This is a genomic window from Cupriavidus sp. OTU4054 (genome assembly GCF_038440175.1).
GTDB lineage: Bacteria > Pseudomonadota > Gammaproteobacteria > Burkholderiales > Burkholderiaceae > Cupriavidus > Cupriavidus pauculus_D.
In genome coordinates this window covers 17,496-33,959 of the sequence record NZ_JASATF010000005.1, presented here as the reverse complement: position 1 = coordinate 33,959, position 16,464 = coordinate 17,496, and the positions used below count along the sequence as shown (strand labels likewise).

Annotated in this window: 12 protein-coding genes; 9 read left to right on the top strand and 3 right to left on the bottom strand. The window is 67.0% G+C overall.

Features of this window, described 5'->3' with window-relative positions; genetic code table 11:
* Positions 1-69 precede the first annotated feature (69 nt).
* The 3 genes from groL to AAHB16_RS08020 all read right to left on the bottom strand — a co-directional run bounded on the left by groL (position 70) and on the right by AAHB16_RS08020 (position 2,964).
* On the bottom strand, positions 70-1,713 hold the full coding sequence (gene groL / locus AAHB16_RS08030) for a chaperonin GroEL (RefSeq protein ID WP_150370912.1): 1,644 nt from the start codon (positions 1,711-1,713) through the stop codon (positions 70-72).
* Positions 1,714-1,755: 42 nt separating this feature from the next.
* Positions 1,756-2,046, bottom strand: a complete 291-nt coding sequence (groES, locus tag AAHB16_RS08025) for a co-chaperone GroES (protein WP_109580319.1) — start codon at positions 2,044-2,046, stop codon at positions 1,756-1,758.
* A 237-nt stretch (positions 2,047-2,283) separates the two neighbouring features.
* On the bottom strand, positions 2,284-2,964 hold the full coding sequence (locus AAHB16_RS08020; RefSeq protein ID WP_223851382.1) for a DUF899 family protein: 681 nt from the start codon (positions 2,962-2,964) through the stop codon (positions 2,284-2,286).
* A gap of 226 nt (positions 2,965-3,190) precedes the next feature.
* On the opposite strand from AAHB16_RS08020, the gene AAHB16_RS08015 reads away from it, so the two are divergent.
* The 9 genes from AAHB16_RS08015 to AAHB16_RS07975 all read left to right on the top strand — a co-directional run bounded on the left by AAHB16_RS08015 (position 3,191) and on the right by AAHB16_RS07975 (position 16,450).
* Positions 3,191-4,711 (top strand): efflux transporter outer membrane subunit, encoded by a 1,521-nt coding sequence (locus tag AAHB16_RS08015; RefSeq protein ID WP_150370910.1) that lies wholly within the window; start codon positions 3,191-3,193, stop codon positions 4,709-4,711.
* Between the two features lie 47 nt (positions 4,712-4,758).
* Positions 4,759-5,922, top strand: a complete 1,164-nt coding sequence (locus AAHB16_RS08010; RefSeq protein ID WP_342050575.1) for an efflux RND transporter periplasmic adaptor subunit — start codon at positions 4,759-4,761, stop codon at positions 5,920-5,922.
* On the top strand, positions 5,919-9,137 hold the full coding sequence (locus AAHB16_RS08005) for an efflux RND transporter permease subunit (protein ID WP_342050574.1): 3,219 nt from the start codon (positions 5,919-5,921) through the stop codon (positions 9,135-9,137). Before AAHB16_RS08010 ends, AAHB16_RS08005 begins: the two co-directional genes overlap by 4 nt.
* 92 nt (positions 9,138-9,229) lie before the next feature.
* Positions 9,230-9,781, top strand: a complete 552-nt coding sequence (locus AAHB16_RS08000) for a sigma-70 family RNA polymerase sigma factor (RefSeq protein ID WP_150370907.1) — start codon at positions 9,230-9,232, stop codon at positions 9,779-9,781.
* Complete coding sequence (locus tag AAHB16_RS07995; RefSeq protein WP_150370906.1) at positions 9,778-9,966, top strand: anti-sigma factor family protein; 189 nt, start codon at positions 9,778-9,780, stop codon at positions 9,964-9,966. The genes AAHB16_RS08000 and AAHB16_RS07995 overlap by 4 nt, the downstream gene beginning before the upstream one ends.
* Positions 9,967-10,075: 109 nt before the next feature.
* Positions 10,076-11,497 carry an argininosuccinate lyase gene (argH, locus tag AAHB16_RS07990; protein WP_342050573.1) on the top strand — a complete coding sequence of 474 codons (1,422 nt, stop codon included), beginning with the start codon at positions 10,076-10,078 and terminating at the stop codon, positions 11,495-11,497.
* A 163-nt stretch (positions 11,498-11,660) separates the two neighbouring features.
* Positions 11,661-12,203, top strand: coding sequence for a TRAP transporter small permease subunit (locus AAHB16_RS07985; RefSeq protein ID WP_150370904.1), 543 nt, complete (start codon positions 11,661-11,663; stop codon positions 12,201-12,203).
* Positions 12,200-13,954, top strand: a complete 1,755-nt coding sequence (locus AAHB16_RS07980; RefSeq protein ID WP_150370903.1) for a TRAP transporter large permease — start codon at positions 12,200-12,202, stop codon at positions 13,952-13,954. The genes AAHB16_RS07985 and AAHB16_RS07980 overlap by 4 nt, the downstream gene beginning before the upstream one ends.
* 132 nt (positions 13,955-14,086) lie before the next feature.
* A complete protein-coding gene (locus AAHB16_RS07975; RefSeq protein WP_342050572.1) occupies positions 14,087-16,450 on the top strand; it encodes a hypothetical protein in 2,364 nt (787 codons plus the stop codon).
* Positions 16,451-16,464 lie beyond the last annotated feature (14 nt).

The following is a 16,464-nucleotide window of genomic DNA, read 5'->3' as shown; positions in this document are numbered from 1 at the left end:
ACCCCCGCGGGTTCGCACCCGCGGGGGTTTTTCTTGAAGCAGGCCGATGGAGGCCGGCTGTCAGGCAAATTACATCATGCCTTCCATGCCGCCCATGCCACCCATGCCGCCCGGCATTGCCGGCGCCGATTCTTCCTTCGGCGTTTCCGCCACGGCGCAGTCGGTCGTCAGCATCAGCGACGCCACCGAAGCGGCGTTCTGCAGCGCGGTGCGGGTCACCTTGGTCGGGTCCAGCACGCCCATTTCCACGAGGTCGCCGTACTCGCCGGAGGCCGCGTTGTAGCCGTAGTTGCCCTTGCCTTCGATGACCTTGGCCACGACGACCGAGGCTTCTTCACCGGCGTTCAGCACGATCTGGCGCAGCGGCTCTTCCATCGCGCGCAGCACGATCTTGATACCGGCGTTCTGATCGGCGTTGTCGCCCGTCAGGCCCGAGATGGCAGCGCGAGCGCGCAGCAGTGCAACACCACCGCCGGGGACGATGCCTTCTTCCACGGCAGCGCGGGTTGCGTGCAGCGCGTCTTCCACGCGTGCCTTCTTTTCCTTCATTTCGACTTCGGTGGCAGCGCCAACCTTGATCACGGCAACACCGCCGGCCAGCTTGGCCACGCGCTCTTGCAGCTTTTCACGGTCGTAGTCCGAGGTCGCTTCTTCGATCTGGGCACGGATTTGCTTCACGCGGCCTTCGATGGCCGATGCGTCGCCAGCACCGTCGATGATGATGGTGTTTTCCTTGCCGATCTCGATGCGCTTGGCTTGACCCAGGTCTTGCAGGGTAGCCTTCTCGAGCGTCAGGCCGATCTCTTCGGCGATCACGGTACCGCCGGTCAGGATGGCGATGTCTTCCAGCATGGCCTTGCGGCGGTCGCCGAAGCCCGGAGCCTTGACGGCGGCGGTCTTCAGGATGCCACGGATGTTGTTCACCACCAGGGTCGCCAGGGCTTCGCCTTCGACGTCTTCAGCGATGATCAGCAGCGGACGGCCAGCCTTGGCCACTTGCTCCAGCACCGGCAGCAGGTCGCGAATGTTCGACACCTTCTTGTCGAACAGCAGCACGAACGGGGAGTCCAGTGCAACAACCTGCTTTTCCGGGTTGTTGATGAAGTACGGCGACAGGTAGCCGCGGTCGAACTGCATGCCTTCCACGACTTCCAGCTCGTCGGCCAGCGACTTGCCGTCTTCCACGGTGATCACGCCTTCCTTGCCGACCTTGTCCATCGCTTCGGCGATACGCTCGCCGATCGATGCATCGCTGTTGGCCGAGATGGCGCCAACCTGAGCGATTTCCTTGCTGGTCGTCGTGGGCTTGCTCAGCTTCTTGAGCTCTTCCACGGCGGAGGCCACGGCCTTGTCGATGCCGCGCTTCAGATCCATCGGGTTCATGCCGGCGGCCACGAACTTCATGCCTTCGCGCACGATCGACTGGGCCAGCACGGTTGCGGTGGTGGTACCGTCACCGGCGTTGTCGCTGGTCTTGGAAGCCACTTCCTTGACCATTTGCGCGCCCATGTTCTGGAGCTTGTCCTTCAGTTCGATTTCCTTGGCCACGGACACACCGTCCTTGGTCACGGTCGGGCCGCCGAAGCTGCGCTCCAGCACCACGTTACGACCCTTCGGGCCCAGCGTAACCTTCACTGCGTTGGCGAGGATGTTCACGCCTTCGACCATCTTGGCACGGGCGGCGTCGCCGAACACTACGTCTTTTGCTGCCATGTTCTGATTCTCCTGATGCTGTACGAGGTGGATGCGAAAAAATTACTTCTGCACCACGGCCATGATGTCTTCTTCGCGCATGACCAGCAGTTCCTGGCCATCCACCTTCACGCCCTGGCCGGCGTACTTGCCGAACAGCACGCGGTCACCCACCTTGACGTCGAGGGCGATCGAGTTGCCCTTGTCGTCCTTCTTGCCGGGGCCCACGGCCAGCACTTCGCCCTGATCGGGCTTTTCCGCGGCGTTATCGGGAATCACGATGCCGGACGCGGTCTTGGTTTCGTTGTCCAGACGCTTCACGATCACGCGGTCGTGCAAGGGACGCAGATTCATACGGACTCCTAATACAAAAAAGTGAGTTTTGATCCACAAATGGCCGTCCAGTCTTGAACATCCGGACGACCATCAGGTTTCCATCGGGAAGGGGTTGGCACGCTTCACGTACCTGCGGGTGAATGCTGTTAGCACTCAGGCCCGACGAGTGCTAATTATAAGGACGGGGTATGTCCTTTTCAAGGCAGGAACTTGATACGGGTTTTCCCTAATGTCTTGAAACATTCACGTGGGAAGTCAGTAATTCAGCGCCGGCCGCCAGTCGCCCCGGCCTTCCGGGGTGTAGTCCAGCAGGCTCCAGAGCGGCCAGATCGGATCCACGTGGCGCGGATCCTGGCCGTCCTCGCCCTTGGTGAACATCAGCTCGGTCCCGTAGAAATGGCGCAGTTCCCCGTCGCGGCGGGTGAACACGTTGAGCATCGGCATCTGGGCGCCCTCGGCGGTTTCGCCATGGTAGTCGGCGTTGTACGCGTTATTGGCCGACGACAGCAGCCGCATGTGTGCCCAGCCGCGCTGCCGGGCATAGGCGAGCAGGCGCTCCAGCGGCGAACGGGCCACCACGGCAAAGCCGATGCGCTGGCGCGCGTGCGGGACCACGTCGTCGATCGCATCGAGGATCGACGTGCACGACGGGCAGGCCTGCTTCATGTTCGGTCCGTACATGAAGTTGTAGAGCACCAGCGTGTCCTGCCCCGGCGCAAACAGTTCCGAGAGCCGCACCTGCCCCGGCTGGCCGGGCATGGCCTGCTCGAACAGATAGTCTTCCTCGACGCGCCCTCCCGGCGGCAGCGCGCGGCGCATCGCGGCCACGGCTTCGGTCTGGCGGCGCAGCGCGATTTCGGCCTCGAGCAGCGCGTCGCGCGCGGCGCGGTAGTCGGCCGATTCGTTCGGATAGCGATGGTCGTGCAATGCTGGCATCGTCATGTCTCCTCGTTGGAAAGCCCATGGAAAGCGCGTGGGAAGCGACTCGGTACCAAGTGCGAAACATGGCGTAATACGGAGAAACACACCGTAATACGCCACGTGTAACCGGACATACACGGGCACCCCCGCGAGGCTTACAGTGAATCTGTCCGCGATGGCTGCCCCGAGCAGACCGTCGCGCGCCTGCTTGCCCGTCAAGCCCGACCGACAGAGTCCGCCAATGACCGCTCCCCCACCAGGTGCCGCGCGCGCCGCCGTTGCCGCCACCCTCACCACGCTCGCGCTCGCCGCGCTGGCGGCGCTCTCCGGATGCACGGTCGGCCCCGACTACGTCAAGCCTACGCTCTCCGACCAGCAATTACCGGCCAATTGGCGCGAGGTGCCGCCGCCCGACGACCAGTGGAAGGTCGCGCAGCCGGCCAGCATCGATCCGAACCAGGACTGGTGGACCGCCTATGGCGATGTGACCCTGAATGGACTCGTCGATGCGGCCATGGCGGCCAATCAGACGCTACGGCAGGCGGAAGCGAGCTATCGGCAGGCGCGCGCGCTCACGCAGCAGGCGCGGGCCGGGCTGTTCCCGACGCTCGGCGCGGAGGTCTCGACGGGCCGCGGCCGCGCGTCGTCGAATGGCGTGCCGGCCGTGTCGAACAGCCATGCCGCGTTGCTCGATGCCAGCTGGGAAGTCGATCTGTGGGGCCTCGTGCGCCGCGCCGTGGAAGCCGCGCGCGACACCGAGCAGGCCACGGCGGCCGACCTGGCCGCCGCGCGGCTCGCCATTCAGGCCGAGGTCGCGCAGGACTACGTCCAGTTGCGCACGACCGACGTGCTCAAGGATCTGTTCGCGCGCACGGTCGCCGCCGACGAGGAGTCGCTGAAGCTCACGCAGAGCCAGTTCCGCGCGGGCATCGCCACCGATGCGGACGTGTCGCTGGCACAGGTCACGCTCGAATCCGCGCGCGCGCAGGGCATCGACCTCGACGTCCAGCGCACGCAACTCGAACATGCGCTGGCCGTGCTCACGGGCCATGCGCCCGGCGCCTTCGCGCTCGCGCAGGCCGCACCCGGCACGCCGGTCACGATGCGGCTGCTCGCGCCGCCGCCGGGCCTGCCGTCCACGCTGCTCGAACGCCGTCCCGATATCGCCGCCGCCGAACGCCGGATGGCGGCCGCCAATGCGCAGATCGGCGTGGCGCGCGCCGCGTACTACCCGCAGCTGACGCTGTCCGCATCGGGCGGCGGCAGCAGTGCGAACCTTGCCAACTGGTTTATCGCGCCGGGCCGGGTATGGTCGCTGGGCGCGGGCCTCGCGCAGACCATCTTCGACGGCGGCCTGCGCAGCGGGCGCAACGATCAGGCCGTCGCGGCCTATGATGAAAGCGCGGCCGCATACCGCCAGACCGTGCTCTCGGGCCTGCAGGAAGTGGAAGACAGCCTGTCCGCGCTGCGTGTGCTCGATCAGGAAGTGGTGGTGCAAGACCGCGCGGTGGATGCCGCGCGGCGCGCCGAGCGCGTGTCGCTCGCGCAATACCGCGCCGGCACCGCGCAATACCTGACCGTCATCACCGCGCAGCAGCTGGCGCTGACCAACGAGCGCACGGCCATCACGCTGCGCGGCCGCGCGTTCGCGGCCAGCGTTGCACTCGTCAAGGCGACCGGTGGCGGATGGCAGACCGATGCATTGCGGTCTCCACCGCCGATGACTACCCACGACGCACCGGCCGTCGCCGCCCAGCGCTGAACCGCGCGCCGCTCTCATACGCCCCGCATACCAACCGATCCCTTGCCATGACCGCCGCAGCCCGACCTCACAAGCACGCCCGCGCACGCATCGCCATCGCGGCGATCCTCCTCGTCTGCGTGGGCGGGTACGTTGCCACGCGCGTGTTCGCGCCCAAGCCGGGCAAGCCCCCCACGCCGCCCGTCGGGGTGACCACGGCCCGCGCACAGGCGCAGGACGTGGATATCGGCCTCGTCGGCGTCGGCACCGTGCAGGCGATGCAGACCGTCACGGTCAAGCCGCGCATCGACGGACAGCTGGAGAGCGTGGGCTTCGTCGAGGGGCAGGACGTGAAGCAGGGACAGGTACTCGCGCGCATCGACCCGCGCACGTTCCAGGCGCAGTTGCAGCAGGCGCAGGCCACGCGCGCGCGCGACGCGGCCAACCTCGCCAACGCGAAGCTGGACCTCACGCGCTTCCAGGGGCTGATCACGGAAAACGCGACCACGCAGCAGACGCTCGATACGCAGCGCGCAACGGTGGCGCAGCTCGAAGCCGCGGTGCGTAACGACGACGCGCAGATCGCGCTCGCGCGTGTGCAGCTCGACTTCACGACGATCACCGCGCCGCTGGCCGGCCGCGTCGGCGCGCGCCTCGTCGATCCCGGCAATATCGTCCACGCGACCGATACCACGGGTCTCGTCGTGATCCGGCAGATCGATCCCATCGACGTGGTGTTCACGCTGCCCGAAGAAGCGGTGTCGCGCATTCATGACGCCACGCACGACGACACCACCACACTGGCCGTCGATGCCAACGAGCGCGAGTCCGGCAAGCGGCTCGGCGAGGGCAAGCTGATTCTCGTGAACAACACGATCGATACCACGAGCGGCACCATCCAGCTCAAGGCGCGCTTTCCGAACCCGACCCATGCACTGTGGCCGGGCCAGTACGTCGATGCGCGCCTCGTACTGGGCCAGCGCACGCAGGCGATCACGGTGCCCTCTTCCGCCATCCAGCGCAACGATGCGGGCACGTATGTCTATGCAGTGCAGGCCGACGACACCGTGGCGATGAAGCCCGTCGATGTCGCCGAGTTGCAGGGCGACCGCGCAGTCATCGCCAGGGGCATCGCCGCGGGCGACCGCGTCGTCGCCGAAGGCCAGTACAAGCTGCGCGCCGGCGCAAAGATCGTCGAATCCACCGCTACCGCCGCCACGCCCCGCTCATGAGTATTTCCGCCGCCTTTATCAAGCGCCCGATCGGCACGTCGCTGCTCGCGCTGGCGCTGCTGCTGGTCGGCGTGGCCGCCTGGCCGCTGCTGCCCATCGCCCCGTTGCCGCAGGTCGACTTCCCGACGATCCAGGTCACGGCCAATCTCCCCGGCGCCAACCCCGAAACGATGGCGTCGAACGTCGCGCAGCCGCTCGAGCGCCAGTTCTCGCTGATCGCGGGACTGTCGCAGATGACCTCGCAGAGCGCGCAGGGCAGCACGCAGATCACGCTGCAGTTCGACCTGAACCGCAGCATCGACGCCGCCGCCGTGGACGTGCAGGCCGCGATCAACGCGGCCGGCGGCCAGCTGCCGACCAACCTGCCGAGCCCGCCCTCGTTCCGCAAGATCAACCCCGCGGACTCGCCGATCCTCGTCATGGCGGTGCAGTCCGACGCGCTGCCGCTCACGGCCGTCAACGACTACGCGGACAACATCCTCGCGCAGCAGATCTCGCAGATCGCGGGCGTCGGCCTCGTCAATATCGGCGGCCAGCAGAAGCCGGCCGTGCGCATCCAGGTGGACCCGGGCAAGATCTCGGCGCTCGGCATGAGCCTCGAGGACATTCGCGGCGTGATCGCCTCGACCACGGTCAACGCGCCCACCGGCAGCACCGACGGGCCGAACAAGGCGTTCAACGTCTACACGAACGACCAGCTCACCAAGGCCGCCGCGTGGAACGACATGGTGCTCGCGTACCGCAACGGCGCTCCCGTGCGCGTGCGCGACGTGGGCGTGGCGATCGACGGCCCCGAGAACGCCAAGCTCGCGGGCTGGGGCTTCGCGGGCGCGGCCGTGCCCGAGGACGCCACCATCCACAATGGCCGCGCGATCATCCTCGCGGTGACCAAGCAGCCCGGCGCCAACGTGATCGCCACCGTGGACAGCATCAAGGCCGCGCTGCCGAAGCTGCGCGCGTCGATCCCGGCGTCGGTGCAGGTCAACGTGCTCGCGGACCGCACGCAGAACATCCGCGCGTCGGAAGCGGACGTCGAGTTCACGCTCGTGCTGACCATCGCGCTCGTCGTGATGATCATCTTCATGTTCCTGCGCAACCTGCCCGCCACGCTGATCCCGAGCGTGACGGTGCCGCTCGCGCTGCTCGGCACCGCCGGCGGCATGTACATGCTCGGCTACTCGCGCGACAACCTCTCGCTGATGGCGCTGACCATCGCGGTGGGCTTCGTCGTGGACGACGCGATCGTGATGCTCGAGAACATCTACCGCCACGTCGAGGACGGCATGGCGCCCATGGAGGCCGCGCTCAAGGGCGCCGCCGAGATCGGCTTCACGATCATCTCCATCTCGGTGTCGCTCGTGGCCGTGTTCATTCCGCTGCTGCTGATGGGCGGCATCGTCGGACGGCTGTTCCGCGAATTCGCGGTGACGGTCACGCTGACGATCGCGGTGTCGGTCATCGTCTCGCTGACGCTCACGCCAATGCTGTGCTCGCGCTTCCTCAAGCCCCATACGCCCGGGCACACCGAGCAGCACGGCAAGCTGTTCCAGCTGTTCGAACGCGGCTTCGACGCGATGCTCAACGCCTACCGGCACGGGCTCGATCGCGTGATGCGCCACCAGTTCCTCACGCTTTGCGCGTTCATCCTGACCGTGGCCGCGACCGTGGCGCTGTTCCTGTATATCCCCAAGGGTTTCTTCCCGCAGCAGGACACCGGTTTCCTGTTCGGCTTTGCCGAGTCCGCGCAGGACGCATCGTTCAAGTCGATGAATGCGCGCATGGTCGCGCTGGCCGACGTCGTGCGCGCGGATCCCGATGTGGCCGCGGTGGGCATGACGGGCGGCCAGAACACCGTCAACACGGGCAACTTCTTTATCTCGCTGAAGCCGAAGGACGAGGGCCGCACGGCCACCGCCGACGAGGTCATCGCGCGCCTGCGGCCGAAGCTGGCCAGGGTGGAAGGCGCCAACCTGTTCCTGCAGGCGGGCCAGGACATCAACGTGGGCGGCCGGCTGTCGCGCACGCAGTATCAGTTCACGCTGACCGACGCCAACCTCGCCGAACTCAACAGTTGGGCGCCGCGCATCCTGCAGCGCTTCCGGCAACTGCCCGAACTCGCCGACGTGGCGTCCGACCAGCAGAACGCCGCGGCGGCCGCGATGATCACGATCGACCGCGCGCGCGCCTCGAGCTTCGGCATCACGCCCGCGCTCATCGACGCCACGCTGTACGACGCGATCGGCCAGCGGCAAGTGGCGCAGTACTTCACGCAGATCAACAGCTATCACGTGATTCTCGAAGCCACGCCGAAACTGCAGGAAGACCCGCGCCTGTTCGACAAGCTCTACGTGACCTCGCCCATCACGGGCCAGCAGGTGCCGCTATCCGCGTTCGTGAGCATCGACACGGGCCGCACGTCGTATCTGTCGATCAGCCATCAGGGGCAGTTCCCCGCGGTGACGATCTCGTTCAACCTGTCGCAGGGCACGTCGCTCGGCGACGCGGTGACCGCGATCAACCAGGCGCTCGCGGCCATGGGCAAGCCCACCGCGCTCTCGGGCGCGTTCCAGGGCACCGCGCAGGCGTTCGGGGCCTCGCTGGCTTCGCAACCGTATCTGATCGCGGCGGCGCTCATCGCCGTCTATATCGTGCTGGGCCTGCTGTACGAGAGCTATATCCATCCGCTGACGATTCTCTCGACGCTGCCGTCGGCCGGCGTGGGGGCGGTGCTCGTGCTGCTGCTCGGCGGCTACGACTTCACGGTCATCGCGCTGATCGGCGTGATCCTGCTGATCGGCATCGTCAAGAAGAACGGCATCATGATGGTGGACTTCGCGCTGCAGGCCGAGCGCGAACGCGGACTGACGCCGCAGGAGGCCATCTACGAAGCGTGCCTGCTGCGCTTCCGCCCGATCATGATGACCACGATGTGCGCGCTGCTGGCGGGCCTGCCGCTGATGCTCGGCCACGGCGCGGGCTCCGAGCTGCGCCGCCCGCTCGGCTACGCGATGGTCGGCGGGCTGCTGGTCTCGCAGTTGCTCACGCTGTTCACGACACCTGTGGTTTACCTGTACCTCGATCGCGCGCACTACTGGTACATGCGGCGCAAGGCCGCGCGTGCGGAAGCACACGAAGCCGCGCGCCTGGCTCGCGGCGGTGCAGCATCGCCGCATGCCCCGCACGACCGGCCTCTCGCGGAGTCGAACCCCGATTGATGCGGCAGGCGCATGACAGAAAGTCGATGCGCAATGGAAGGGCCGCGGATACACTGGGCCCGCCGTCATGCCGACGGCGGGAGGGTTAGCGCATGAGCCTGTGGTCTCACCAGACTGTCCAGTCTGCCTCGTCTGCATCATCCACGTCGTCCGCCCGGACCAACCGTTTCGACGCGCTCGTGCTGCCGCACGCGGATGCCGCGCACAATCTCGCGCGCTGGCTGTGCGGCAATGCGCAGGACGCCGATGCCCTCGCGCACGCATCGCTGCGCCATGCCGAGCAAGCCATCGGCGGCTTTCAGGGCGAGCGGCCCCGCACATGGCTGCTGGCCATGGTCCACGCGACGTGGCGCGCGCGGCAGCCCGCCATGCCCGAGCGCGATACGCTGGATCTCGGCACGCCCAGCGCGGGCGATCCGATGCTCCGTCTGCGCGAAGAGGATCTCCCCCTCGTGCAGGCCGCGCTCGAACGGCTGCCCGTTGCGGCGCGCGAGGCCATCGTGCTGCGCGAGCTCGAGGGACTCCATTACCGCGACATCGCCGCCGTCACCGATAGCTCCCGCGAGGCCGTGCAAGCCACGCTCTCCCGCGCGCGGCGCCAGCTCGCCGCCACCATCGTCCTGCTCCGGAGTTCCACGCCATGAACTGTAACGAAGCCCGCCAGTTGCTGGAGGTGTGTGCGGACGGGGAAATCGGCGCGGGGGACAGCGTCCGGCTCGAACATCATCTCGAGGATTGCTCCGATTGCGTGGAGATGCTTGGGGGGTTGCGGACGCTGCGGAAGCTCGTGCGCGACGGCGCCGTCTACTTCGACACCTGCGGAGAGTAGCTTTCGTCACACGCGCCGGCATGGGCCAGCGGTCGCATCGGGACAAGACGCCAGCCGGGAGGCCGCCTCGGCTTATAATCGCGGTTTCCCGTTTTTGCGCCCTGCCGTCATGACTTCCCAACTTGCCAAGAAAGGCGAAGCCTGGTCCGCCCGCTTCTCGGAGCCGGTATCCGACCTCGTGAAGCGTTATACCGCCTCGGTCTTCTTCGACAAGCGCCTCGCGCTGTTCGATATCCAGGGCTCGCTGGCCCACGCGGCCATGCTGGCGAAGCGGGGCATCATCGCCGAGGCCGACCGTGCCGAGATCGAGCGCGGCATGGCGCAGGTCCGTGGCGAGATCGAGTCTGGCGCGTTCGAGTGGAAGCTCGACCTCGAGGACGTCCATCTGAATATCGAGGCACGCCTGACCGCGCTGGTCGGCGACGCCGGCAAGCGCCTGCACACGGGCCGCTCGCGTAACGATCAGGTAGCGACCGACATCCGCCTGTGGCTGCGCAGCGAAATCGACAACATCATCGGGCTGCTCGGCGCCCTGCGCGGCGCGCTGCTCGACCTCGCCGAGCAGAACGCCGATACGATCCTGCCGGGCTTTACGCACCTGCAGGTCGCCCAGCCCGTGACGTTCGGCCACCACCTGATGGCCTATGTGGAAATGTTCACGCGCGACACCGAGCGCATGGCCGACTGCCGCAAGCGCGTCAACCGCCTGCCGCTGGGCGCCGCCGCGCTGGCCGGCACGAGCTATCCGATCGATCGCGAATTCGTCGCGAGCCAGCTCGGCTTCGACGGCGTGTGCCGCAACTCGCTCGACGCGGTGTCCGATCGCGACTTCGCCATCGAATTCTGCGCGGCCGCCGCGCTCGTGATGACGCACGTCTCGCGCTTCTCGGAAGAACTCGTGCTGTGGATGAGCCCGCGCGTCGGCTTCATCGATATCGCGGACCGTTTCTGCACGGGCAGCTCGATCATGCCGCAGAAGAAGAACCCCGACGTGCCCGAGCTGGCGCGCGGCAAGACCGGCCGCGTCAACGGCCACCTGATCGGCCTGCTCACGCTGATGAAGGGCCAGCCGCTCGCGTACAACAAGGACAACCAGGAAGACAAGGAACCGCTGTTCGACACCGTCGATACGGTCGTCGATACGCTGCGCATCTTCGCGGACATGGTGCCCGGCATCACGGTCAAGCCCGATGCCATGCGCGCGGCCGCGCTGCAGGGCTATGCCACGGCGACGGATCTGGCCGACTACCTCGTCAAGCGCGGCCTGCCGTTCCGCGACGCGCACGAGGCCGTGGCCCACGCCGTGCGCGCCTGCGACGTGCGGCAGTGCGATCTGGCCGACCTCACGGTGGCCGAGCTCCGCGACGCGTCGGGCCTTGGCGACAAGGCTTCGCTGATCGGTGACGACGTGCATGCGGTGCTGACGCTCGAAGGCTCGGTGGCCTCGCGCAATCATATCGGCGGCACTGCTCCCGATCAGGTGCGGGCGGCGATCAAGGCGGCGCGCGCGAGCCTCTCGCCATCGTCGTAAGTTTCGCGTAAGCCTGCGCAACAAAAAGCCGCCGAGCGAAAGCTCCGGCGGCTTTTTTCATGTCTGTCCGTTGCGCGCACGCCATCGATAGGTACAACTACGGAGCGCCGCAGCATTTTGTTACAGATACACTAATCGCCGCAAAATACGGGGGAGACAACCCATGAACTACTTGCTTGGTCTGTCACGGCAGATCGACAGGTTGAATCAGCACACGGGCAGGCTTGCAAACATCATGATCCTGCTGTCGTGCCTGATCAGCGCAGGGAACGCCCTGCTCCGCTACGGCTTCAATCTCAGCGACAACTGGCCGCTCGAACTGCAGTGGTACATGTTCGCCGTCGCGGTGATGTTCGGCGCGTCGTACACGTTCCAGCGCAACGAGCACGTGCGCGTGGACCTGATCTACGGCAACGTGTCCGAACGCGCGCAGCACTGGATCGACATCTTCGGCATTGTCGTGTTCCTGCTGCCTTCGACCATCCTCTTCACGTGGCTGGCGTGGGATTCGCTGTTCATGCCCTCGTGGCGCATCCTCGAGCAATCGGGTAACTCGGGCGGCCTCCCCCGCTACCCCATCAAGCTCGTGGTACCGCTCGGCTTTGCCTTCCTCACGCTGCAAGGCATTTCCGAACTCATCAAGCGCTTTGCCGCCCTCAAGGGCCTCGTGCGCATCGAATCGAAATACGAGAGGCCCGTGCAATGATTCCATTGGAGTACATGCCGCCGCTGATGTTCGGCGGCCTGGTGCTGTTCATGCTGATCGGCTTCCCGGTGGCGTTCTCGCTGTCGGCCGTCGGTCTCGCGTTCGGCTTTCTTGCCATCGAATGGGGCTACTTCCCGCTCCAGTTCCTGCAGGCCGTGCCGACCCGCGTGTTCGGCAGCGTGCTGGCCAACGAACTGCTGCTCGCGATCCCGTTCTTCACCTTCATGGGCGCGATCCTCGAGAAATGCGGGCTCGCCGAGGACATGCTCGACTCGATGGGCCAGCTGTTCGGCCCCGTGCGCGGCGGCCTCGGCTACTCGGTGATCATCGTCGGCTTTATCCTCGGCGCGATTACCGGCACCGTGGCCGCGCAGGTCATCGCCATGGCGATGATCTCGCTGCCCGTGATGATGCGCTACCGCTACAACATGAAGTACGCCACCGGCGTGCTGGCCGCGTCGGGCACCATCACGCAACTGGTGCCGCCGTCGCTCGTGCTCGTGGTGCTGGCGGACCAGCTCAAGACGCCGGCCGGCAGTGCAGACGTCGGCAGCATGTACCTCGGCGCATGGGGGCCGTCGGTCGTGCAGATCGCGCTGTTCGCGCTCTACACGTTCGTGCTTACGCGCATCAAGCCGGACTGGCTGCCGCCCGTGCCCGCGGAAGCGCGCACGCTGCGCGGGTGGGCGCTGTGGGCCAAGTGCCTGCGCGGCATCGTTCCCTGCGCGGTGCTGATCTTCCTGGTGCTCGGGACGATCATGCTCGGCATCGCCACGCCGACCGAATCGGGCGCGATGGGCGCCGTCGGCGCGCTGGTGCTGGCCGTCATCCGCGACAAGGGCTTCAACCGTATCGACCGCAACATCTACCGCATCGGTATTGCCGCGACGCTCGTGGCCGCCGCGGTCGGCGTGTTTGCGTTCGGTTCGCACGCGTTCCGCATTCCGCTGGCCGTGGCCTACCTCGTGGTGGTCTGGCTGCTGCTGCGCGCGGGCCAGCTGACCGACCTGCGCCTGCTGATCGTGGATGCCTACCAGTCCACCGCGCGCATCACCGCGATGGTCGTGTTCATCCTCATCGGTTCCACCTGCTTCTCGGTGGTGTTCCAGGGCGTCGATGGCGGGGCATGGGTCGAACACCTGTTCACCTCGCTGCCGGGCGGCTGGATCGGCTTCCTGATCGTGGTGAACCTGTTCATCTTCTTCCTCGCGTTCTTCCTGGACTTCTTCGAGATCGCGTTCATCGTCGTGCCGATGCTCGCGCCGGTCGCCGTCAAGGTACTGGCCCCGGTGGTCGCGGACTCGATGGGCGGCAACCCCGAAGCGGCGGCCACGGCCGCGCTGGTCTGGTTCGGCGTGATGCTGTGCGTGAACATGCAGACGTCGTTCATGCACCCGCCGTTCGGCTTCGCGCTGTTCTACCTGCGCGGCATCGCGCCGAAGGAAGTCAAGAGCTCGGACATCTACTGGGGCGCGCTGCCCTGGGTCGGCCTGCAGATGATCATGGTGCTGCTGGTGATGTTCTGGCCCGGCATGGTGACGATGTTCCTCGACAAGGGGTCGATGAAACACAGCAACTCGGCGGAGATCAGCATTCCGCTTGGGGGCGGGGGTGGCGCGGAGAACGTGCCGCCACCGACGGCACCGGCATCGGCGCCAGGCTCCAGCGCGGGCTCGCTGGACCTCAACGTGCCGCAGCAGAGCGAGAGCGAACCGGCGGCACCGCAGTTCGAGTTCGAGAAGAAGAACTGACGCCGGACCGGGAGAGACGACAGCAAGACGACCGGGCTTCGCCCACGCACACGGGTCTTCGCATTACCGCCCCACGCGCCCGGTCGGGCGCGGAAGATGGTCGGCGTTCGGACTATCGATCGCACAGCCGTGATGCCCAAAGTCTCTTCCCGCTCCGCCGTCGACGCCTACGGCGAGCCAGACACGTCGAACCCCGCGGCGCCGGGCGCGCCCGCGCGGCACCACAGGCGGCATGGCGCCCTCCACGCCCGTCCGCCCGGCATGCCGGGCGGGACGGCACCGCAAGCGGGTACCGCGGCGTCCTCGATGTCCCCCTCGATGTCCCCCTCGGTGGCGACCCCCACCCATCCGCGCGCCGCGCGCCGGCCCGTTCCGCGCAGCCGCCTTCCCCAGCCCGCGACGCAAGGTTCGTCGTCCACGCCGTTGCCGCGCGATGACGGTGGCTGGCAACGCCTGCTCGGCCAGCTGGGCCCGCTGGACGACCCGCCGTCGTCGTCGTTGCATTACCTGATCCTGCAGCAGACCGCCGCGGGTCCTCGCCTCGCATGGGCACCCGCACCGGCACCCGATAGCGCACCCGATGCCGCGTCGGATGCCGGATCGGAGGCCGGTACACAGCCACTCGCCGGCGCCGCGGAAGCGAAAGCCTATCTCAAGGCCGTCGTGAATCAGGCCATCCGCGCGCTGCCGGACGCCGACAACCATGCGCCCGGCATCCTGTTTCCCGAGCAGGACTTCACGCGCTTTGGCCCCAATGCCGCGCCGCTCGACGCCAATGACGTGATGGCGCTCGCCGGAAAGATCGAGGCACGCCTGGCACGCTACGCCACTCCGCCCGCCGTCACGCTGCCCATGCCGCCGACGCCCGGGAACCGCGGGCAGTTGCTGCCGTTTCTGGACGCCGTCGCGCCGGGCAGCTATCTCTCGGCCTACCTCGATGGCCGTGGCGGTATCGTCATGACCAGCCGGCTGACACATACCCCCGGACCGGCCGAAGCGCTTGCGCAGCAGGCATTGATGCAGATGTTCGATCACGCGTGGACCGAGCTCGCCGGCCGCGGCACCGATCTGCCGCCGCAGCAATTGCAGGACCTCAAGGCGGATTTCAGCGGCGAGCCGCTGACCGCCGGGCACGCGGTCGCGTTGCTCGACAACATTCCGTTGCTGGCCCAGGACCGCCGCCTTTCCACACAGCACGATGATGTCGATGCCCCGCCGGCGAAACCCACGCCTACCGAAGCCATCGCCTGGCTGGTCGATCTCGCGGATCGCGGCGCAAGGGAGTCCGGCGGCTCGCCCGGGCACCAGCAAGCTTTTACCCTCATTGGCCAGCGCGCCCAGCAGCACTGGCTGACCGATCGCCTCGACACGGCATCGACCATCGCCTTCCTGACGGCGATGCGGCAGGGCCTGCAGGCCACCGGCGACCCGCGGCTCGCGCAGGCCGCGACGGACATCAGGGAGAAGATCGAGGGATTGCGATCGCACGGTGCCGAGGGTCCCGCGGCGACCCGCCTCCACGACAACGTCAACGGACGGCGATGGGAATCCGCGTTCGCGGAAGCGCTGGCCGAGAATCCGTCGCCCGCGATGCTGGACGCGGCCACGAACCTGCGCCGGCTATTGTCGGCAGCCCTGGCAACATGCACGCCCGCCCAGAAGCAGGCCATCACGGAAAACGCGGTGAACCGCATCGAAAGCGCGTATCCCGGACACTGGCTCGACGCAGACATGGCCACCGCATGGCTGCGCGAGCGCCCGGACGACGCCATGGCGCTGAGAGCGTTCCTGAACCGCACCGTCAGGGACGGGGTGTCCTGCATGGCCACGTACCTCGTCGCCTGCCGCGTGCTGGCAGCCATGCAGGACGAGGTCCCGGACGTCGCGACATGGAAGGACGCCTCGGACGAGAATTACGACCGGCTGCTCGACGAGCGGGGACCGGCGAAATTCCCGGACGACAGCTTCAAGGAAGGACCGGATGTCGGGCTACTGATGCGCCATCAGATCTCCCCGAACTTCGTGAACTACGACGACAAGGAGGACGTGCGCGGTGTGTTGTCCAGCGTGACCGATTTCGGCGCGCGCACGACGGAGATCGATACCGCGCTGCGGACCGGACGCCCCAGTGTCTGGGGCTCGTCGGGAACGACCAATCTCCTGCTGCATTTCCTGGCGGATGCCGCGACAAAACCCGCGACCGCAAGCGCCGTGGCGCGGCTGGATATCGACCACATGATTCTGGGACTGGCCACGATGGTGATGCGCGATGGCGGCCACTCGCTGCGCGAGGTCCTGCGCGTGCTGGAGCAGACCGCGGACAGGCTGCCGGAACCGGTGCGCCGGCCACTGGACGCGAGCCCGGCCCCGGCGTCGCACTACGGCGCGTTCTTCGGCCGCTTTCTCGGCAACGCGGACACCTTCCAGCGGCTGTTGCACGCGAATAGGCGGGCGTGGGAGTCAACGCTCGAATATCGCCGCGAGCTGCGACCCTAGCTGCGGTCGCGGCG